Annotated in this window: 24 protein-coding genes; 19 read left to right on the top strand and 5 right to left on the bottom strand. The window is 40.9% G+C overall.

The window, feature by feature from the left end; translation table 11 throughout:
* Nucleotides 1–15 precede the first annotated feature (15 nt).
* The 5 genes from Q0E03_RS01015 (at nucleotide 16) to Q0E03_RS00995 (ending at nucleotide 4,727) form a co-directional block, all read left to right on the top strand.
* Nucleotides 16–1,287 (top strand): aminotransferase class III-fold pyridoxal phosphate-dependent enzyme, encoded by a 1,272-nt coding sequence (locus Q0E03_RS01015; protein ID WP_297128343.1) that lies wholly within the window; start codon nucleotides 16–18, stop codon nucleotides 1,285–1,287.
* A gap of 56 nt (nucleotides 1,288–1,343) precedes the next feature.
* The gene (locus Q0E03_RS01010; protein ID WP_297128340.1) at nucleotides 1,344–2,237 is read left to right on the top strand and encodes a transketolase; all 894 of its coding nucleotides are present in this window, start codon (nucleotides 1,344–1,346) and stop codon (nucleotides 2,235–2,237) included.
* A gap of 3 nt (nucleotides 2,238–2,240) precedes the next feature.
* Nucleotides 2,241–3,251 (top strand): transketolase family protein, encoded by a 1,011-nt coding sequence (locus Q0E03_RS01005; RefSeq protein WP_288527188.1) that lies wholly within the window; start codon nucleotides 2,241–2,243, stop codon nucleotides 3,249–3,251.
* Between the two features lie 50 nt (nucleotides 3,252–3,301).
* Nucleotides 3,302–4,102: a hypothetical protein gene (locus Q0E03_RS01000; protein ID WP_297128335.1), complete on the top strand. Its 801-nt coding sequence runs from the start codon at nucleotides 3,302–3,304 to the stop codon at nucleotides 4,100–4,102.
* 148 nt (nucleotides 4,103–4,250) lie between these two features.
* Nucleotides 4,251–4,727: a helix-turn-helix domain-containing protein gene (locus Q0E03_RS00995; RefSeq protein WP_297128332.1), complete on the top strand. Its 477-nt coding sequence runs from the start codon at nucleotides 4,251–4,253 to the stop codon at nucleotides 4,725–4,727.
* 735 nt (nucleotides 4,728–5,462) lie between these two features.
* Here the strand turns inward: Q0E03_RS00995 and Q0E03_RS00990 are convergent.
* Nucleotides 5,463–5,795 carry an SCP2 sterol-binding domain-containing protein gene (locus Q0E03_RS00990; RefSeq protein ID WP_297128329.1) on the bottom strand — a complete coding sequence of 111 codons (333 nt, stop codon included), beginning with the start codon at nucleotides 5,793–5,795 and terminating at the stop codon, nucleotides 5,463–5,465.
* A gap of 191 nt (nucleotides 5,796–5,986) precedes the next feature.
* On the opposite strand from Q0E03_RS00990, the gene Q0E03_RS00985 reads away from it, so the two are divergent.
* The 4 genes from Q0E03_RS00985 (at nucleotide 5,987) to nrdR (ending at nucleotide 9,464) form a co-directional block, all read left to right on the top strand.
* Complete coding sequence (locus Q0E03_RS00985; protein WP_297128326.1) at nucleotides 5,987–7,240, top strand: aminotransferase class I/II-fold pyridoxal phosphate-dependent enzyme; 1,254 nt, start codon at nucleotides 5,987–5,989, stop codon at nucleotides 7,238–7,240.
* On the top strand, nucleotides 7,240–8,025 hold the full coding sequence (locus Q0E03_RS00980; protein ID WP_297128324.1) for a sugar phosphate isomerase/epimerase: 786 nt from the start codon (nucleotides 7,240–7,242) through the stop codon (nucleotides 8,023–8,025). Before Q0E03_RS00985 ends, Q0E03_RS00980 begins: the two co-directional genes overlap by 1 nt.
* Nucleotides 8,022–8,909 carry a DMT family transporter gene (locus tag Q0E03_RS00975; RefSeq protein ID WP_297128321.1) on the top strand — a complete coding sequence of 296 codons (888 nt, stop codon included), beginning with the start codon at nucleotides 8,022–8,024 and terminating at the stop codon, nucleotides 8,907–8,909. Before Q0E03_RS00980 ends, Q0E03_RS00975 begins: the two co-directional genes overlap by 4 nt.
* A 105-nt stretch (nucleotides 8,910–9,014) precedes the next feature.
* Nucleotides 9,015–9,464 carry a transcriptional regulator NrdR gene (gene nrdR, locus Q0E03_RS00970; RefSeq protein WP_078768555.1) on the top strand — a complete coding sequence of 150 codons (450 nt, stop codon included), beginning with the start codon at nucleotides 9,015–9,017 and terminating at the stop codon, nucleotides 9,462–9,464.
* 88 nt (nucleotides 9,465–9,552) lie between these two features.
* Here nrdR and Q0E03_RS00965 read toward each other — a convergent pair whose 3' ends face one another.
* Nucleotides 9,553–10,332: a YoaK family protein gene (locus Q0E03_RS00965; RefSeq protein WP_297128319.1), complete on the bottom strand. Its 780-nt coding sequence runs from the start codon at nucleotides 10,330–10,332 to the stop codon at nucleotides 9,553–9,555.
* Nucleotides 10,333–10,517: 185 nt separating this feature from the next.
* Between Q0E03_RS00965 and Q0E03_RS00960 the strand changes: the two genes are divergently transcribed.
* The 3 genes from Q0E03_RS00960 to Q0E03_RS00950 all read left to right on the top strand — a co-directional run bounded on the left by Q0E03_RS00960 (nucleotide 10,518) and on the right by Q0E03_RS00950 (nucleotide 13,538).
* Nucleotides 10,518–11,612, top strand: coding sequence for a metallophosphoesterase family protein (locus Q0E03_RS00960; protein WP_297128316.1), 1,095 nt, complete (start codon nucleotides 10,518–10,520; stop codon nucleotides 11,610–11,612).
* Nucleotides 11,613–12,139: 527 nt separating this feature from the next.
* Entirely contained in the window at nucleotides 12,140–12,625 is a 486-nt protein-coding gene (locus Q0E03_RS00955; RefSeq protein ID WP_273471683.1) for an RNA polymerase sigma factor, read from the top strand.
* The gene (locus Q0E03_RS00950; RefSeq protein WP_297128312.1) at nucleotides 12,615–13,538 is read left to right on the top strand and encodes a hypothetical protein; all 924 of its coding nucleotides are present in this window, start codon (nucleotides 12,615–12,617) and stop codon (nucleotides 13,536–13,538) included. Before Q0E03_RS00955 ends, Q0E03_RS00950 begins: the two co-directional genes overlap by 11 nt.
* A 42-nt stretch (nucleotides 13,539–13,580) precedes the next feature.
* On the opposite strand, the gene hisC is transcribed toward Q0E03_RS00950, so the two are convergent.
* Complete coding sequence (gene hisC / locus Q0E03_RS00945) at nucleotides 13,581–14,642, bottom strand: histidinol-phosphate transaminase (RefSeq protein ID WP_297128309.1); 1,062 nt, start codon at nucleotides 14,640–14,642, stop codon at nucleotides 13,581–13,583.
* A 157-nt stretch (nucleotides 14,643–14,799) separates the two neighbouring features.
* Here hisC and ylxM point away from each other — a divergent pair, with 157 nt between their 5' ends.
* The 7 genes from ylxM to Q0E03_RS00910 all read left to right on the top strand — a co-directional run bounded on the left by ylxM (nucleotide 14,800) and on the right by Q0E03_RS00910 (nucleotide 18,953).
* A complete protein-coding gene (gene ylxM / locus Q0E03_RS00940; protein ID WP_078768558.1) occupies nucleotides 14,800–15,165 on the top strand; it encodes a YlxM family DNA-binding protein in 366 nt (121 codons plus the stop codon).
* Nucleotides 15,166–15,169: 4 nt separating this feature from the next.
* The gene (ffh, locus tag Q0E03_RS00935; protein ID WP_078768559.1) at nucleotides 15,170–16,567 is read left to right on the top strand and encodes a signal recognition particle protein; all 1,398 of its coding nucleotides are present in this window, start codon (nucleotides 15,170–15,172) and stop codon (nucleotides 16,565–16,567) included.
* A 75-nt stretch (nucleotides 16,568–16,642) separates the two neighbouring features.
* Nucleotides 16,643–16,885, top strand: coding sequence for a 30S ribosomal protein S16 (gene rpsP, locus Q0E03_RS00930; protein ID WP_078768560.1), 243 nt, complete (start codon nucleotides 16,643–16,645; stop codon nucleotides 16,883–16,885).
* A 39-nt stretch (nucleotides 16,886–16,924) separates the two neighbouring features.
* The gene (locus Q0E03_RS00925; protein ID WP_078768561.1) at nucleotides 16,925–17,158 is read left to right on the top strand and encodes a KH domain-containing protein; all 234 of its coding nucleotides are present in this window, start codon (nucleotides 16,925–16,927) and stop codon (nucleotides 17,156–17,158) included.
* 110 nt (nucleotides 17,159–17,268) lie between these two features.
* Nucleotides 17,269–17,778, top strand: coding sequence for a ribosome maturation factor RimM (gene rimM, locus Q0E03_RS00920; RefSeq protein ID WP_297128305.1), 510 nt, complete (start codon nucleotides 17,269–17,271; stop codon nucleotides 17,776–17,778).
* Nucleotides 17,768–18,511 carry a tRNA (guanosine(37)-N1)-methyltransferase TrmD gene (trmD, locus tag Q0E03_RS00915; RefSeq protein WP_297128302.1) on the top strand — a complete coding sequence of 248 codons (744 nt, stop codon included), beginning with the start codon at nucleotides 17,768–17,770 and terminating at the stop codon, nucleotides 18,509–18,511. The genes rimM and trmD overlap by 11 nt, the downstream gene beginning before the upstream one ends.
* Nucleotides 18,512–18,689: 178 nt before the next feature.
* Nucleotides 18,690–18,953, top strand: coding sequence for an HPr family phosphocarrier protein (locus Q0E03_RS00910; RefSeq protein WP_078768564.1), 264 nt, complete (start codon nucleotides 18,690–18,692; stop codon nucleotides 18,951–18,953).
* 113 nt (nucleotides 18,954–19,066) lie between these two features.
* On the opposite strand, the gene Q0E03_RS00905 is transcribed toward Q0E03_RS00910, so the two are convergent.
* Together Q0E03_RS00905 and coaD are read right to left on the bottom strand one after the other, a co-directional pair.
* Nucleotides 19,067–19,627: a hypothetical protein gene (locus Q0E03_RS00905; RefSeq protein ID WP_078768565.1), complete on the bottom strand. Its 561-nt coding sequence runs from the start codon at nucleotides 19,625–19,627 to the stop codon at nucleotides 19,067–19,069.
* Complete coding sequence (coaD, locus tag Q0E03_RS00900; protein WP_297128299.1) at nucleotides 19,620–20,114, bottom strand: pantetheine-phosphate adenylyltransferase; 495 nt, start codon at nucleotides 20,112–20,114, stop codon at nucleotides 19,620–19,622. Before coaD ends, Q0E03_RS00905 begins: the two co-directional genes overlap by 8 nt.

Below are 20,114 nucleotides of genomic sequence, written 5' to 3'. Positions count from 1 at the left end.
GGAGGACACGGTATAATGAGCAAATTCCCTGAATATAAACACGAAAAATCACAAGAGTGGTTCAACAGAGCCCTCAACGCAATTCCTTCAGGTGTTTACGGTCACCTCGGTCCGTCTGAAGGCTTGTTCCTCCCAATCACAAAATGGCCTTTGATGTCAGATCATGCAAAGGGTACATATTTTTGGGATGTTGACGGCAATAAGTATCTTGACTTTATGTGCGCATACGGTCCGAATGTTCTCGGCTATTGCGATGATGATGTAGACGCTGCCGCTATGGAACAGCTCAAGCAGGGCAACTGCACAACTTCACCTTCATACAAGATGGTTGAGTGTGCCGAGCTCCTCAAGGACACTGTTGCAACAGCAGATTGGGCTTTCTTTATGAAGAACGGCTCTGACGCAACAACTTTCTCTGTAATGTGTGCAAGAGCACATACAGGCAAAAAGAAGATGATGTTCTTCAAGGGTTACTATCATGGTGACTTCCAGTGGGCTCAAAAGGCTGACTATCCCGGTATCCTCCCTGAAGAAGTAGAAAACAATGTTGTTGTTCCTTGGTTTGATATGGACGCTATGCAAAAGGCATATGATGAGGCAAACGGCGATTTCGCAGGTCTTATCGCACAGCCATACGACCACGGTAACTTCTTTGATAACACAACTGCAACCAAAGAGCAGTGGGCAAAGGTTCGTAAGTTCTGCGACGATCACGGTATGGTTCTTATCATTGATGATGTTCGTACAGGCTTCCGTCTTGACCTTGCAGGTTCCGACCATTACTATGGCTTTAAGGCAGACCTTATTTGCTTCTGTAAAGCACTTGCAAACGGCTACAATATGTCTGCCGTATGCGGTCAGGAACATATGAAAAATACAGCTTCTTCTGTTGTATATACAGGCTCTTATTGGATGAGCGCTGAGCCATTTGCCGCTTGTCTTGCTTGTATTCCAAAGATGAAGAGACTTGACACACCTAAGATGTTCAGAGAAAAGGGTACTCTCCTTTGTGACGGCCTTGTTGCCGCAGGTAAGGAACACGGCTTCAACCTTAAAGTTTCGGGTGAGCCTGCACTCTTCTATCTCCGTATTGCAAATGATGACAGCCTTATGCTTCATCAGGAGTGGATTGCCGAATGTGTAAGCAGAGGCTTGTTCCTCGCTTCTCACCACAACCACTTTATGAACGCTGCCGTAACAGACGAGGACATCAAGCTTGCAGTTGATATTGCGGAAGATGCTTTCGGCGTTGTTGCCGCAAGACACCCGGAGTTAGGTCTTAAATAATTTGAATTAAATAATTTTTGGAGTAAATTATTTTAATAAAAGAAAGGGGTATTTTTATGCCAGCAAATTATGTGCCATTCGATAAAGAAGAATGGCTCCGCCTTGAAAAAAAGGCTGACTTTTTAAGACGCTACTGTTTGCAGACCGCTGTATGGGGCGGTTCGGGACACGTAGGCGGTTCACTGTCTGCGATGGATTGTATGACAATTCTTTACCATCGCTTTATGAAGTTCGATGTTAACAATCCGGATATGCCTGACAGAGACAGATTTGTCCTTTCAAAGGGTCACTGTGCTGTAGGCTATGGTCCTGTTCTTGTTGACCTCGGCTTTATGCCTGAAGAAGAGCTTAAAATCTTTAACCTCACCGGTGCAAAAATCGGTATGCATATGGACTGCAACAAGGTTAGAGGTGTAGACTGTTCAACAGGTTCTCTCGGTCACGGTCTTTCACTTGCAGTAGGTTTTGCACTTGCAGGCAGAGTAAACGGCATTGACTATATGAACTATGTTCTTACCGGTGACGGCGAGCTCAACGAAGGTTCAAACTGGGAAGCTGCTATGAGTGCCGCACAGTTCAAACTTTCAAATGTTGTTGTTTTTGTCGATAACAACAAGTGTATGATTGACGGTCGTGTTGATGATGAAATGAAGGTTGAACCTCTTGATAAGAAGTTCGAGGCTTTCGGATTCAATGTTTTCCGTGTTGACGGTCACAATATGAAGGAACTCAACGACGCTATCGAAGCTGCTATCAAGAATCATCAGGATGGCGGTGACAAGCCGACAGCTATTATTATGGACACATTTAAGGGTGCCGGCGTTGACTTTATGCAGGATGACTACAAGTGGCACTACGGTTCACTTGATGACGAAAAACTTGCAAAAGCATATGCATCACTTGATAAATATTTGGCAGAGCGTTGTGCTCGTGCAGAAAAGGAGGCGTAAGATATGGGTGGTATGTCTTATACAATGACAGATACAACAAAGCTGTCAACAGCAGAATGCTACGGTATCGCTCTTTGTGAGCTCGGTGAAGAACATAAGGATGTTGTCGCTCTTACAGCCGACCTTGCAAAATCAACAAAAATCGGAATGTTCGGTGAAAAGTTCCCGGACAGATTCTTCAATGTAGGTATCGCAGAGCAAAATATGTTCGGTGTAGCAGCAGGTATGGCTAAAAACGGATTGATTCCTTTTGCTTCAACATTTGCTATTTTCACCGCAGCAAGATCTCTTGACCAAATCCATACAGACATTTGCTATCAAAATGTTCCTGTAAAGATGATTGCAACTCACGCAGGTACATCATTCGGTCAGGCAGGCTCAACTCACCATGCTCTTATTGATATGGCTTGTATGAGAACTTTGCCTCATATGACTGTTATTTGCCCTTGTGACGGTGCAGAAACTTACAATGCAGTTAAGGCTGCATACGATATTGAAGGCCCTGTTTATATTCGTATCAACAGAGGTTTCGACCAGGTTATTTATAAGAGCCCTGAAGACTGCGACTTCGTTTGGGATAAAGCTACTGTAATGAACGAAGGTACAGACATCACTGTTATCGCATGCGGTTCTTGCGTATTTGAGGCTATGCAGGCTGCTCGTATCGCTGCATCAGACGGCGGTCTTTCAGTTCGTGTTCTTAATATGCACACAATCAAGCCTATTGACAAAGAAGCTGTTCTTTCAGCAATTTCGGATACTCGCCGTATCATCACTGTTGAGGACCACGAAGTTATGGGTGGTTTGGGCTCAGCTGTTGCAGAGGTTGTTGCTTCTTCAGGTAAGGCTTGTGCATTCAAGATGCTCGGTCACCAGGACGCATTCTCAACAATCGGCTTGCAGGAAGACCTTCTTGCTATGGCAAAGATTGATGCAAACGGTATCGCAGAAACAATTCAGGAAATGATGCACGCTGACTTTGAGGCAGACGATGCTTGGGATGATGAGTTCTAAGGAATTTTTACCAATCTCAATTGTTATCTAACCGAAAGGAGTGTATTATTATGCCAAGCGATGAGGTTCGCTATACAAATAAAGTCTTTATGGCGGGCGCAATGCCACTCTTAAAGACTATTGCTACCGATGTTCCCGAACTCAAAAAGAAGTTTGAGGGCGTGGATGCAATTTATCAAGTTTCCGCAAGGGTAAATGCGGAAGATGTTGAGGCTGTTCACTTTATTATCGAAAACGGTGAATGGACTGTTAAGCTCGGTGAATATCTCGGACAGAAGAAGATTGATGCAGAGCTTGCTTTTCCGTCAATGGAAAAGATGAATGAATTTATGAAGGGCAAGGTTGCAAACCTTCTCCCTGCTTTGAGAATTAAGAATTTCGGCAAGTTCTTGAAGTTTATGCAGGTTCTCCTCAAGATGTCATCACTTTTGGGCATCAAGGACCCTGACAGCGTTGATGAACCAACCGCAGTTCTTCTTTGCAAGCTCTATTTCTACTTGCTTTCATCGGGTATCTCACAGCTTAATAAGCTCGGACATCCTGACATTCACGAATGGGCACTTAAATCACCTGACCGTTGCTATCAATGGGAGGTTATCGGCCATCCTGAATGTACAGCGTATATTCGTATCAAGGCAGGCAAGTCAAGAGCCGGCAGAGGCGAGTACAAGAGAGCAAAGCCGTTCTTCAATATGAAGTTCGACTGCCCAAAATCTGCTCTTATGATTCTTCTCGGCACAGGCGATATGTTCAAAATGACTGCTGAAAAGCAACTCATTATGGACGGCGGCCCTGAGTTCGGCGTTCAAATCGGCGACTATATGATGCTTGTCGGAGCACTTGCTTCATAAACAAACTTATTCAATAAAACACCTTGGATTTTAATTCAAGGTGTTTTTTATATAGAAAAATCGTTTGTGCAACCTAAAGTTGACAAATAATTGCTGGAAATCCATACAGATTGTTGATATAATTATTGTATGAAACGGAGGGCATTATATGGATTTGGGTCAGCGTTTAAAACAGCTTCGTACAGAAAAACATTTGTCACAGGAAACCGTGGCGTTTGAACTCAATGTGTCACGACAAGCGGTTGCAAAGTGGGAAAATAATGCTTCAAAACCGAGTACAGCAAATCTTATGGCAATTTGTGATTTGTACGGAATATCATTAGATGAATTGATTTCAAATAAATCGGATGAACTTTCGGCAGAACAAACAGAACCGAATAAGTCAAAAGAAAAAACGGCAATCGTAATTCTTTCCGTTGTCGGCGGAATGTTGCTGATATTATCTGTGATTTTGACTGTGTTGACAAAAAGAATGTCCGTTCCCGATAATATAATCGGTTATGCAGACGCACCAACAGCTATTTTTGCCACTTCATCACCGTGGTTTTTGTATGTGCTCTATATGCTCGTCGGAATAATTATGTTAACTATAATTACCTTGTTGTTAAAACTAAAGAAAAAATAAAATCGAGGCTACGGATTTCCGTAGCCTCTTTGTGTACTCAGCAGTTAGTTACAACCGCAACCGCAGTCGTTGTTGTTGAAACCGCCACATAAAAGAAGGATGATGATAAGGATAATTACCCAAGAAGAATTACCGCATCCGCAATTATTGCAACAACCCATTGTGCGACCTCCTTTCGTGTTTTCTAACTCATACTATGAAAATCGCACGGAAGTGTTACAACCGAAAAAACCACACCGATTTTTCGATGTGGTTTGCGGAATGTATTGTCTTATTGTTGTTCAAAATATCGTAGGGGCGAACTGTGTTCGCCTCAGACTGTCGATAAAGCCCCTGAACCACGCCAAAAGATAACTAAATTTGCCTCCACTTGAAGCAAGGTGATTCCCCCGTTAATCGGGGGAAATGTCTGCAATGCAGACAAAAGGGGGCGTCTACGCAGTAAAGGTGGCAACACAAAGTGTTGACGGTGGGGTTTAAAAATGCTGAAGTAATGAACTTACAGCATTTTTGGCGTTTTTCATTTTTTGCTCGGGGGCGGTACCTATGTACAGCTCCCACTCGCAAGAAAATGAAATTCAGAACCTTTCTCAACAGCCTCCAGCGTGTCGAAAACACTTTTTCGACACGCTGGGGCGAACTGTGTTCGCCTAATTCCTTTTAACCCCTCAGTCGCACATAAAGTGCGACAGCTCCCCTTACAAGTAAGAGGAGCCTTAGTAGGTTTGTATTTTTTTAGCCCAAGAACTTTGTCATCTCAAGTGCTGCATTTACGTCGCCGTCAACAGTAATCTTGCCGGTTGTGAATGCAACAACAGGGTTGAGCTTGCCGTTGATGAGTTTAATCCAGTTTGTGCCGTTGATGTGAATAATAGCGTTTCTGTCATAATATTCATACGGCTCAACATGCACCTGTCCATCTTTTATTTCTATGTAAAAAATGCCGTTAACTGCTTTGCCTTCAATGTTAATCTGAAAAGCCATTGTACCTTGTACGTTTGAAACATCTGCGTTGTAGAATTTTGTTCTGGTAGCTGCTACGATTGATTCATAAGTCATACCTGCCATGATAATTCCTCCTTAAATTTTATTATATTTATATTTTATCATACAATATTCATAAATGCAATAGCACTTTTATGGGTACATTTACCAAAAAACAAGGCATTTTGGGTGCTCTTTTATATTTATGGTATATTGAATGTTGTCTGATTTTGTGATAAAATATTTCAGTAATTTAATGATAGCGAGGAATTTTTATGTCTGAATACAGAAATATGACAAAAGAGGAGCTTCTTGCAGAAAAAGAAACTCTCCTTAAAAAGTTTGATGAATTTAAGGCAATGGGTCTTAATCTTGATATGTCAAGAGGTAAGCCTTCAAAGGAACAACTTGACCTTTCAATGGATATGCTCAAGCCTATTGATTATACAGAAGACGGTTTTGATGTTCGTAACTACGGACTTCTTGACGGTATCAAGAGCTGTAAGCAACTTTTTGCTGATTTGCTCGGAGTTGAAGCAAAGAATATCATCATCGGTCCGTCAGCTTCTTTGAACCTTATGTATGATTATATCTGCCAGTGCTACTGCGAGGGTGTTCTCGGTTCAACTCCTTGGTGCAAACTTGACGAGGTCAAATTCCTTTGTCCTGTTCCGGGTTATGACAGACACTTCACAATTTTGGAGCACTTCGGCATCAAAATGATTAATGTTCCTATGACAAGCGAAGGTCCTGATATGGATGTTATCGAAGAACTTGTAAAGGACGAAGCAGTAAAGGGTATGTTCTGCGTGCCAAAGTATTCAAACCCACAGGGCATCACTTTCTCTGATGACACAGTTCGCCGTATTGCTTCTCTCAAGCCGGCTGCAAAGGACTTTAGAATTGTTTGGGATAACGCATATTGCGTTCACGATATTAAGGACGAGGGCGATACACTTCTCAACATCTTTGATGTTTTGGGCGATAACGAGGATATGGTAATTGAGGTTTGCTCAACTTCAAAGATGACTTTCCCTGGCGCAGGTGTTTCTGCACTTGCCGCAAGTGACGCAAATATTGCACAAATCAAGAAAAGACTTAACTGCGAAACAATCAGCTATGACAAGATGAATCAGCTTCGCCATGTAAAGTTCTTTGGCAATGTTGACGGACTTCTTGCTCATATGAAGAAGCATGCAGCTATTTTGAAGCCAAAGTTTGATATGGTTATCGAGCATCTTGAAAACGAACTCGGCGGTTTGGGTATCGCTGAATGGCTCGACCCTAAGGGCGGCTATTTCATCAGCCTTGATGTTATGAACGGCACCGCAAAGAGAGTCGGCGAGCTTTGCAAGGAAGCAGGCGTAACTCTTACAACAGTTGGCGCAACTTATCCGTATGGTGACGACCCTAACAACAGCAACATACGTATTGCTCCGTCACTTCCGCCTGTTGCAGAACTTGACCTTGCAACACAAATCCTTTGCACAAGCGTAAAACTTGCGGCAATAGAAAAGTTGGTGGGCTAATGCAAGTAGGTGCTTCATCATCCTGCTTCTTTCCGTTGGTAACGGAGAAGTCGCTTGATAATGTTTTATCTCTCGGCTTCAAGCAAACAGAGGTGTTTTTCAACACTTCTTCAGAGCTTGAGGAGCCGTTTGTAAAGCAACTTCGCAAAAATGCGGACGACCACGGAGCAAAGGTTTTGTCGGTTCATCCGTTTTCATCAGCACTTGAAAGTAACTGCATTTTTGCCGAATATGAGCGTAGATATGACGATTTTATCGGTCTGTATCAAAAGCATTTTCACGCTGCCGCTCTCCTCGGTGCAAAGAATGTTGTTATTCACGGGTCGGTTGCCGTCCAAAAGAGAAATATGAGCGAGGAGTTCTATTTCGACCGCTTCGCTTCTCTTGTTGAACTCGGCAAAAAAGAGGGCGTCAATGTTTGTCAGGAAAATGTTGTTCGCTTCAGAAGTCAAAGTGTTGATTTCCTTAAAAGAATGAGAGATTATCTCGGCGATGATTTTCATATGGTGTTTGATGTAAAACAGGCTATTCGTTGCGGCTACGACCCGTTTTATGTTGCCGATGAATTTAAAAATGAAATCACACATATTCACTTGAGCGACAACACCCCGGAGGTCGATTGTATGCCTCCGGGCAGAGGAACTTTCGATTTCAAGCGTTTGTTCCAAATGATGAACAATGCCGATTATAAAGGTGGATATGTGATAGAGATTTATTCAAAAGGCTATGATGTTATGAATGAATTAGCCTTTAGCAAACAGTATTTGGACAGTATTAAATTATGAATAAGTTAAGCAACAAGACAAAGGGAATTTTATGTATACTCTTTTCCGCATTATGTTTCAGCGGAATGAGCTCATTTATCAATCTTTCGGGGGATGTTCCTGTCCCTCAAAAGGTGTTTTTCCGCAATCTTGTTGCTCTTTTTTTCGCTTCGGCGGTTTTGCTGAAAAATCACGAACCGTTTAAACCGACCAAAGGATGCCTAAAATATCATTTTTTGCGTTCGGGAGTCGGTCTTTTGGGAGTGTTCGGCAATTTTTATGCCACAACCCATATGGCACACACGGCAGATGCGGCAATGCTCAACAAACTTTCGCCGTTTGCCACATTGCTGTTCTCCGCAATTTTTCTTAAAGAAAAGGTTAAGCCAAAACAGGCAGTTGCGATTATTGTAGCCTTTGTCGGTGCAATGTTCGTTATCAAGCCTACAATGTCAAATATTGAGATTGTGCCGTCAATTGCCGGTTTTGTGGGCGGACTCAGTGCAGGTGCGGCATATACTTGCGTTCGCCATATGGCAAATAAGGGCGAAAACGGCAGATTTACGGTATTCTTCTTCTCACTGTTTTCGGTTGCTGTCACAGCGCCTTATCTGATTTTTAATTATTCTCCAATGACGGGTAAACAGTTCTTGTATCTTATGCTTGTCGGTCTTTGTGCCGCAGGCGGTCAGTTCGGAATTACCGCCGCATACGGCTTTGCTCCGAGCAGCGAAATCTCAATTTTCGATTATTCAAATATCATCTTTACTGCTATTGAAGGCTACTTTTTCCTCGGTCATCAAGTGCCTGACACCCTATCTATAGTGGGCTATACAATCATCATTGCCATGGCAGTTTGGATGTTTATATACAATAACAAGGATAACTCTCTCAAAAAAGCATAGTACAAACTATATATAGATTTGTTGTTTTTCTTGCATTTTTCTATATGTTGTGGTATAATAGCAATTGTTCAATAAGAAACAACTGTTGCATTGGAGGAAAATGCTATGAAATGTCCGTTTTGCGGTTATACCGAAAGCAAGGTTATCGATTCTCGACCGACCGACGAAAATGAGCGTATTCGCCGCCGCAGAGAGTGTATTCAGTGTTCAAAAAGGTTCACCACCTATGAAACCATAGAGGATGTTCCTGTTATTGTAATCAAAAAAGATAGGTCAAGAGAAGTCTTTGACAGAAATAAAATTCTCAAGGGTATGCTTCGTGCTTGCGAAAAGCGTAAGGTTACCGTTGCGGAACTTGATGAAAAGATTGATGAAATCGAGGCACAGCTTCAGTCATCGGTTGACCGTGAGGTTTCTTCATCTCGTATCGGTGAACTTATTATGGAAAAGCTCAAAGAAATTGACGAAGTTGCCTATGTTCGTTTTGCGTCGGTTTACAAGGAATTTGATTCTGCCGAATCATTTCGTGACGAACTTGCAAAACTCGGTGAATAAGCATAAAATTAATTGCTTCCTCTGTTTAGAGGAAGCATTGTTGTTTTGTATAACAAAAACGAGGCTCTTTTGAACCTCGTTTTTATATTTAATCCATATGTGTGTTTGTCTTTTTCGGGTTGGTGTTCGGTTCTTTTTGCTTGATTTCCTCTTTGCTTTTTCTGCCGTTCTTGCTGTTTCGTTTTTCGTTGAGTTCCAAATCAATGAACATCATAAAGAAACTGATTGTCAGCAATGCACAGCATACCCAAATTGCCTTTACACCGAGTTGCTTTGTTATAATACTGCCAAGACCTGCACCGATTGCAAACACGCCGATAACGCTGAAATATACGATTGCCTTTTCTCTGATTTTTTTATCCTTGTACTGAAAATATGCAAACAGCGAAACAATTGCACTCCTCATATTTCCTATGCACATTGTGGATGCGTAAACCTGACCGCGAACCTTGTGGAATGTTTGCACCTGCATTGCACATACAAATGAAACAAGGGCATTTGCAAGTGCGTTGTGTTTTTGTGAAATGAATCCGACAGAAAACAAAAGCACAATTTCGCAAAGAATGATGATTTGTCGCCAATGTATTTTTTCAAGATATTTAAAATGGTAATGCACATGCTCCGCAACATATGTACCTATCATAAATGATATCAACGGTATTAAATATTTAACGCAACTTTTGAATTCGCCCTGAAAGAGGTGTGAACTCATCAAAACAATGTTTCCCGTTTGAGCGTTTGCAAAAACCTCATCTCTGCACATATATGTGTAGGCATCCTGAAATCCGCCAGAGAGCACAACAAATATTGCTGTTATGAACGAATCGGACATCTGTGATATTTTCACTTTTTCAAAAAACGATTTCATTTTGTATCCCTTCGTTTATTTTTTGTCAAAATGATTATATCACAGGTAATTTTTGTGTTCAATAAATTGTTGCCTTTTTTGTTAAGTTTAACAAATTTTCCAAAAAAACCGACATATTAGCATAATTTTTGACTATATAATTGCACTTTAATTTTATTTATGTTATTATTATTTTTGGTGATTATATGATATTAAAGTTTAATAACGGAAAATTCAGAATCCTTATGATAGCCGACACTCAAGAGGGCGCAAAGGTTAATTCAGATACAATCAAACTTATTGAAGCCTCTCTCGACAGAAGTCAGCCTGATTTGGTTATTTACAGCGGTGACCAAATTTGGGGCAAGCATAGCTTCAAGGGCGATGCCGATAAGGTAAAAGAAGTGCTCTCAATCCTTGTTGAGCCTGTTGTAAAACGCAAAATTCCTTTTGCAATCTGCTTTGGCAATCACGACAGACAGGTAGGACTTACTAACGAGGAGCAGTTCGAGATTTACAAAACCTTTGAGGGCTTTGTCGGTGAAAGTGATGACGGTGTTGACGGAGTCGGCAACCATTGCTTCGAGATTAAGGACGGCGATGAAGTTAAGTTCTTGCTTTATACAATCGACAGCCACAGCAATCTCAAGGTTGGATATGACTGTGTGCACGAAAATCAGATTGATTGGTATCGAGCAATCCGTGACAGCTATGAGCAAAAACTCGGCAAAGTCGTTCCGAGCGTTGTTATTCAGCATATTCCTGTGTGCGAGGTCTTTGACCTGCTCAAAAAGGTTAATTTCACAAAGCGTGGCTCTGTAAGAGGATTCAGAACTCACGAGGGCGAATATTTTGTGCTCAAAAAGGATAGGGTAAACAAGGAAGCGTTTATGAAAGAATCTCCTGCCGACCCACAGGTTAACAGCGGAGAATTTGACGCAATGTGTGAAAAAGGCGATGTAAAGGGTATTTACTTCGGTCACGACCACAACAATTCCTTTAACGGTAAAATCAACGGCGTTGATGTTGGCTACACTCAAGGCGCAGGTTTCAATGTTTACGGTCCGGGTATGGACAGAGGCACAAGAGTTATCGACCTTTTCACTGACGGTCATATTGAAACCTATGATATGCGTTATAAGGATATTGTCGGCAGAAAGGTGGACAATCCGCTTAAGTATATCATTATGCAACTTTGCCCAACGAATACTTTTGACGCCGTAACAAGAATTGTCAAGGCTCTTGTTTCGATTGCGGTTATCCTTGTTGTCATTCTCTTGTTCACAACTTTTCTAAAATAAAATATTTTTAACCGACTAAGGCTCCCCTTTTAATGTTATAAAGGGGAGCTGTCGCATTTTATGTGCGACTGAGGGGTTAAAAGAAATTAGGCGACCGCAGGTCGCCCCAGACTGTTGATAAAGCCCCTGAACCACACCAAAATATATTTAACCGAATTATGCCTCCACTTTTTTAAAAGGGGAGGTGGCAACACGAAGTGTTGACGGTGGGGTTTAAAAATGCTGTAAGTATCGAACTTACAGCATTTTTGGTGTTTTTCGTTTTTTGCTCAGTCGAGGTACCATCGTACATCTTCCTTCGCAAGAAAACGAAATTCAGAACCTTTCTCAACAGCCTACAGCGTGTTGAAAGTACTTTTTCGACACGCTGAGGCGACCGCAGGTCGCCCCTACGATATTCCCAAACATTCTTTTTGGCGTTTCTAAATTTTGCTGTGCCGATTACGGCAAAAAATAATAATTGTCTGCAACTTTTTGGCGCTCTGAACTGTTATAACAGTGAAAGGGCCTTTCAGAGAGGAGGCGAAATGATGACAGAAGAAAAGTTTATACATGCTGTCAAAAGAAACAGTCAAAGGTTGTTTGTCATAGCGTTTTCGTATTTAAAGAATAAACACGATGCCGAGGATGCTTTGCAAAACACATTTTTAAAGCTGTGGAAAAGTAAAATTGAATTTAATGATGATTTGGGAATTGATAAATGGCTTACAAAGGTGCTTGTCAATGATTGTAAAAACTTTTTCAATCTGTCATTCAGGCAAAATAAATCTATTGAAGAAGTTTACGATGTTTCAACATTTGATAAATATTTTAATGTGGATTTATACAATGCTGTTATGTCGCTCAATAAAAAAGAGCGTTTGTGCGTGATTTTGTTTTATTATGATGATTTGACAATAAGCGATATTTCAAAGGTAACGGGTATTAAAGAATCAACGGTAAAATCATTGCTTAAACGCTCAAGAAACAAATTGAAACTTAAGTTGGGAGATGAATGGATATATGAACAATAAGGAAAAATTTAAGGGCACATTCTCAAATCTTTCTCCGTCTGATGAGTGTATGGAAAAGATTTTTGATATGACAAGCAGTAATAAATATTCAAAAAATCAAATTTTCAGACGCATTGTTTCTGCCACATTGGCACTTGCGGTTTTAGTTGGCGGAGGCTATGGTGCAACACAATTTTTTAATGATAACGATAAACAAACAAAAATCGTTTCAAATGTTTCTCAAAACAGTAATCCTCTTTCTATAATGGTTGCATATGCCGGAGAAGAATATAAATCTTTAAGTGAGCTTAAGGCAGGTAATATGAATGAGCAAGGCTTGTTTTGTTCAATTCATTTTGCCGATATAAATGATACAAAAGCACTTGAAAATGCAGAAAAACTTTACAGTTCCGATAAAGCAAAGCTTGAAAAAGAATTGGATGCGTTGTCAGAACAAGGGTATAGTGGAGTTATACAAGCCGGGCGAAGCGTTATTAATTCTGTAAAAGGGGAAGCCACGGTAAGAGTGAATATATTGCAAGGAGGCGCAATTGCATTAAATATTGATGATTATTCCGTCGTAAAAAAAATGACAATAAAAAATGAAAGCGACTACGGAGAACTGTATTTTAATTATGTAACAAAGTCACAGAAATACGGAAAACAAATAATTGGCAACAATATTTCGGTTTCAGGCAAGGAATTGGAAATAAGTCAAGCAATCAAGGCTTTTGAATACCCGATAAACAAAGGGTATAAACTGTTTTGGGGAGTTACAGACAATTTGTATAAATCAATTGGTAATGATTTAAACTTTGATTTAACACAAATTAAAGATACCATCACTTTTACAGTTGAGTTTAATGATGGAGAAATTCAAACGGCAAGACTTAATTTGTATTTTGACAGCGACGGATATATGCACATTGAATAAATAAAAGTCTCACGGATACGCTTTTGTATCCGTGAGGCTTTTTTATTGCTCGATATAATCTTTAACTCCTTGCAGGAATTTGTCCATTTCTTCGTCTGTGCCAATGGTTATACGCACATATTTGTTTATTCTCGGCTGGTTGAAGTATCTGATAAATATCTTCTTCGTCTTTAGATATTCAAACATATCTTTGATGTCGAGCTTGTCATTCGTTGCCATAATAAAGTTTGTTTGAGACTCCAGCACCTCAAAGCCGAGCGACCTTAATTCATCGGTAACTCTCTGCCTTGTCGTTTTAATCATTGCAACCGTTTTGTTGAAGTATTCAACATCGTTCATTGCTTCAACACCCATTGCGATTGAAAGTGCGTCAACCGTGTATGAATTGTAGCTGTTTTTCACCGCTTCAAGGGTGTTTATCAGCGTTTCACTGCCGATTGCAAAACCGATTCTTATTCCCGCAAGACTTCTTGATTTTGAAAATGTGCCCGTAACAAGCAGGTTTTCGTATTTCTTTGTGAGCGGTACGCTTGTTTCACCGCCAAAATCACAATACGCCTCGTCAATGATAACAACGCAGTCTTGGTTGAAGTTGAGGATTTTCTCAACAAATTCCGTGCTCTCGCCGAGCGAAGTCGGAGCGTTTGGGTTCGGAATAACTACTCCGCCGTTTTCTGCCTTGTAGTCATCGGCGTTGATTCTGAAATTCCCGTCAAGTTTCGGGTTTGTGTATTCAATGTTGAAAAGACTGCACCAAACAGGATAAAAACTGTATGTGATGTCGGGGAAAGCAATAGGCTTGTCGCTGTTGAAAAACGACTGAAACGCAAGTGCCAAAACATCGTCCGAGCCGTTGCCGACAAAAACATTTTTTGCTTCAACACCGTAGAAATTTGCAATAGCCTGCTTCAACGGCATACTGTCAGCTTGAGGATAAAATCGCAGTTTGTCCGTGTCAAAATTTTTCATAGCCTCAACAGCTTTGGGTGATGGGGGATAAGGATTTTCGTTTGCGTTAATCTTCACAATGTCCTTGTCCTTGCTTTGCTCACCCGGTGTGTACGGTTCAATATTTCTCAAATTGTTTTTCCATAAATCATTCATTATTATCACCTTTTAACATATTAGCACATTAAAGCGTTAAATGCAATATAAAAAACAAAAATTTTCTCTTGACATTGTGGCGTGCTTTATGTATAATATCATTGCTGTAAAGAACAAATACTTTACAAAGGCAAAATACTTTACAGGGAGGGTTCGTATGGCTAAGAATCTTGAGATTTCGTATCTTTTGGATTTTTACGGTGAATGCTTAACAGAAAAGCAGAGAAGTTTTATTGACTTCTATTATAACGACGATCTCTCTTTGTCAGAAATCGCAGAGAACGAAAATATCACCCGTCAAGGTGTGCGTGACGCTATCAAAAGGGCAGAAAATACTCTTATTGATTTGGAAAACAAGCTTGGCTTTGCAAAGAAAAGTTCGGAGCTTACCAAATGCCTGAATGACATCAGCGAGTGTGCGGATCAAATTTATGATTTCAACCTCACCACAAATGTGTCAAAGGATATAAACGATAATGTCGCAAAGATTAAGGCTCTGTGTGAATATCTAAATAGGATGTGATTACTTGGCATTTGAAGGACTAAGCGAACGCCTTGAAAATTCATTTAAAAAACTTCGTGCCAAGGGTAAACTTACCGAGGCAGATGTTAAAGAAGCTATGCGTGAGGTGCGACTTGCACTTCTCGAAGCCGATGTAAACTACAAGGTAGCAAAAGAATTCACCAACAAAGTTACCGAGCGTGCTATCGGTGATGATGTTATGGAAAATCTGACCCCGGGTCAGATGGTTATCAAGATAGTTAATGAGGAACTTACCGAACTTATGGGCGGTACAGAATCTCGTCTTTCTATCGCAAAGCACCCGCCAACCGTTCTTATGATGTGCGGTTTGCAAGGTTCGGGTAAAACAACTCATTCGGGCAAACTTGCATTGAAACTTAAAAAAGACGGTCACAGACCGCTTCTCGTAGCGTGTGACGTTTATCGTCCGGCTGCTATCAAACAGCTTCAGGTTGTCGGCTCACAGATTGATGTTCCCGTGTTTGAAATGGGCACAATCAATCCTGTTAACATTGCCGAGGAGGCTGTCAAGCATGCTAAAGACCACGGCTATGACTATGTTATCATAGATACCGCAGGTCGTTTGCATATTGATGAGGCTCTTATGGAGGAGCTTCAAAATATTCGCTCAACGGTTCACCCAAATGAGATTTTGCTCGTTATTGACGCAATGACAGGTCAGGACGCAGTAAATGTTGCAAAAAGCTTTAATGAGTCGCTCGGTATTGACGGCGTTATTCTCACAAAGCTTGACGGTGACACCCGAGGCGGTGCGGCGCTTTCTGTTCGTGCCGTAACAGGCAAGCCAATCAAATTTGTCGGCACAGGCGAAAAACTCGAAAATCTTGAGGTTTTCCATCCGGCAAGAATGGCATCTCGTATTCTCGGAATGGGCGATGTGCTTTCATTTATCGAAAAAGCCGAAATGGCTCTTGACGAAAAGAAAGCAGCCGAGCTTGAAAAGAAGCTTGCAAAAAATAAATTCGACTTTAATGACTTGCTTGATCAGTTTGAGCAAATCGAGCGTATGGGTTCGCTCAAGGACACAATCAAGATGATTCCGGGTATCGGCAAGCAAATTAAAGATGAAGATATAGACGAAAGGGCATTTGACCGTTTGAGATGTATCATTTACTCAATGACAAAGCAAGAACGAGCAAACCCTGAAATCATTAACCCATCACGCAAACGCCGTATTGCGGCAGGTTCGGGCACAAGCATTGAAGACGTCAACAAACTTATGACACAGTTCAAGCAAATGCAAAAGATGGTTAAGCAGGTCGGCGGTCGCAAAGGACCTAAGGTCAGCAAAAAGATGCGTCGCTTGATGCAGCAAAATCCTGAAATGGCTCAAAAAATGATGGGTCAAACAGGTGGCAACAACAATCCTTTCGGATTTTAACAAATCGTATTAACCCAATTAAGTTTTTTATAAATTTGGTTGATAATTATAACTATATATTTGGAGGTAAGAAAAATGGCAGTAAAAATCAGACTTCGCAGAATGGGTGCAAAGAAAGCTCCTTTCTATCGTGTAGTAGTTGCAGATTCAAGATATCCTCGTGACGGTCGTTTCATCGAAGAAATCGGAACATACAACACAATGGTTGACCCGGCTGAAATTAAGATTGACGCTGATAAGGCTAAGAAGTGGATTGCAAACGGTGCTCAGCCAACTGACACAGTTAAGTCAATTCTCAAAAAAGAAGGCATTCTTTAATCTTGCATCAAAACAAGATTATAGTAGGAGGTGTTTTCTTTGGAGGAATTGTTGATATCCATTACAAAGGGTCTTGTTGATGATCCAACCAAAGTTTCCGTTGATATTGACGAGCCTAACGAAGAAGGCGTAACAGTTTATCATCTTCATGTTGCAGAGGGTGATATGGGCAGAGTTATTGGCAAGCAGGGCAGAATAGCAAAGGCTATCCGTGTTGTAATGCGTGCCGCAGCTACCCGCAATGATGCAAAAATATCAATCGAAATTGATTAATCCTAAAATCCCGTTTTTTGACGGGATTTTTTTCTTGCACAGCAAACTTTCAAAAATTATATTTTGTTGCATAACCGCTAAAGGTATGTTATATTTATATCGGTGATAAAATGAAACAGTATTTGGAAATAGGAAAAATAAATAACACCCACGGCTTGCGTGGCGAAGTAAAAATGCTTATGTGGTGCGATGATATTGACTACATCAAGCAGTTAAAGACGGTGTATTTTGATGATGAGGGCAAAAAGTCTTTAACTCTCTTGTCGGCTCGTCAGCAAAAGAATGTCGCTATTCTTAAATTTGCCGAAATCACAACTATTGACTCCGCTGAGGAATTGAAAAACAAGGTGTTGTACTGCAACAGGGATGATGCTGTCATCGACGATGATGCTCATTATTTGGCAGATATTATCGGCTGTGCCGTTGTTGATGTCGACACAAACGAGGAATACGGCAAAATTACGGATGTCCTCAATTACGGCGCAAGTGACATTTATGATGTTGAACAGAACGGCAAGCACACTTTGATTCCTGCCATTGATGATGTTGTTGTCGAGATTGATACAGAAAATCAGACTGTTCGCATAAAACCGATGAAAGGACTTTTTGATGAGAATTGATATAATGACGCTTTTCACCGATATGTGCGACAGCGTGCTCGGTGAAAGTATTATTGGCAGAGCAAGAAGTGCGGGCAAGGTGGAGATTAACACCGTTGACATCCGTGATTATACCAAGGACAAGCACCGCAGGGTTGACGACAAGCCTTACGGCGGAGGAATGGGTATGATTATGGCGCCTCAGCCTATATATGATTGTTTTAATGCTATTTGCGATGAAATCGGGGCAAAACCGCACCTTTTGTATATGACTCCGCAAGGCAAAACTCTCACACAGGACAGAGTCAAGGAACTTGCACAGATGGATAATATCGCCATTTTGTGCGGTCATTATGAGGGCATTGATGAGCGCGTTATAGAGGAACTTCAACCTGAGGAAATCTCAATAGGCGACTATGTTCTCACCGGAGGCGAATTGCCTGCTCTCATCGTTGCAGACAGCATTTCTCGTATGCTTCCGGGCGTTCTTTCGGATGATGAGTGCTTTGAAGATGAAAGCCATTTTAATTCGCTTTTGGAATATCCACAGTATACTCATCCGGCAGAGTGGAACGGCAGGAAAGTGCCGGAAGTTTTGCTCTCCGGACATCATCAAAATGTTGACGCTTGGCGCAGACAACAGTCTATCAAAAGGACTTTGGAGCGCAGACCCGATATGCTCGAAAATGCAGAGCTTTCAAAGAAAGATAAACTGTATCTTTCCGAACTTAAAGCGAACGAAAAACATAGCTAAAGTTTTTGTTAAATCTGCACAAATAAAGCGATTTTTTGTTGGCTATAATTAAGTAGATAAACGAAGTTTGTTTTTTTAAGTTGACGATTGCAAAAATAGTGATATAATACCATTGTAAAGGTTAATAATTAAGTAGTGAAAGACTGCTATGTTTTAAGATTAGTTGAGAGGTATTATTATGTTCGTAAAAGATGTAACTGTTGAAAATCAGGTTGGCTTGCACGCTCGTCCTGCAACCTTCTTTATCCAAAAGGCTAACGAATTTAAGTCATCTATTTGGGTAGAAAAGGAAGAGAGAAGAGTAAACGCTAAGTCACTTTTGGGTGTTCTTTCACTCGGCATTATGGGTGGCACAGACATTAGAATTATTGCTGACGGCTCTGATGAGGAAGAAGCTGTAGAAGGTCTTGTAGCACTTGTAAAGAGCGGTTTTAACGACTAATTTTACAATAACAAAACGGTACGATTTGATTGTCGCACCGTTTTTTATTTTGCATGAAATATAATAAATAAGCGGTAAAGATTTTTATCTTTACCGCTTTGTTTCGTTTTGGATTAGCCCTCTTTGTGCTGAGCGTTTGAGATACCCTGACGGATTCTGCGAACGTCTGTAAGTGCCTTATAGAGTGCGTCGTCGATAGAAAGGAGAGTGTCATCTGCATAGTTGTTAACTGCTGTGAGCATCTCTCTTGACTTATTCTGAGCTGATGTAACCATCTCGTTTGCCTGAGTGGTTGCGTTGCTCAAAATCTCGCTTGCTTGATTTTGAGATTCTGTAACCATCTGCTTGCCTTGCTCATTTGCTTTTGCAATGATGTCGGCAGCTTCAGCCTGTGCAGTCTTTGTGATTTCGTCTTTGGCAACAAGCTCTCTTGCTTCTTCCTGTGCCTTTTTGATGATCTCTGCAGCTTCTTTCTTTGCTTCCTCAAGGATTGTGTTTCTTGAGTCAACAATAGCCTTTGCCTGCTTTGTTTCCTGTGGAGTGTTGAGTCTGATGTCCTCAATAATAGTTTTTATTTTATCAACATCAACAGCACACTTTTTAGAAAGCGGAATGGATGTAGCGTCGTCAAGCACATCCTCAAGATCTTCAAGTAAAATATCAGTATTAGTCATTTTGTTGATCTCCTTTGCATCTTTTATAAATATCGTTTATTATTTCTTTCGGAACGAATGAAGAAATATCCCCTCCGAGCGAGCAAACCTCTTTTACCATGCTTGATGACAAAAACATATTTTTGCCCTCAGAGGTTAAAAATATGGTTTCAACCTTTGGGTAAAGTGATTTGTTTGTAAGTGCCTGCTGAAATTCGTATTCAAAATCCGACATAGCACGCAAGCCCTTAACTATTGCGACTGCGCCTTTTTGCTCTGCATAGTTGACCAAAAGGCCGTCATATGTATCAATTTTTACATTTTCGGAGTGTACTGTCCTTTTTAGCAGGTCAATGCGTTCCTCAATAGTAAACAGTGATGTCTTTTTTGACTTGTTGCTCATTACCAAAACGATAACCTCGTCAAACAATTCGGCTGCTCGTTCGATAATGTCAAGGTGTCCGAGGGTTACGGGATCAAAACTTCCCGGACAAATTGCAATTTTCAT

Source organism: uncultured Eubacterium sp. (assembly GCF_934525195.1).
Lineage (GTDB): Bacteria > Bacillota > Clostridia > Oscillospirales > Acutalibacteraceae > Eubacterium_R.
This window is presented reverse-complemented; position numbering and strand designations above follow the sequence as displayed.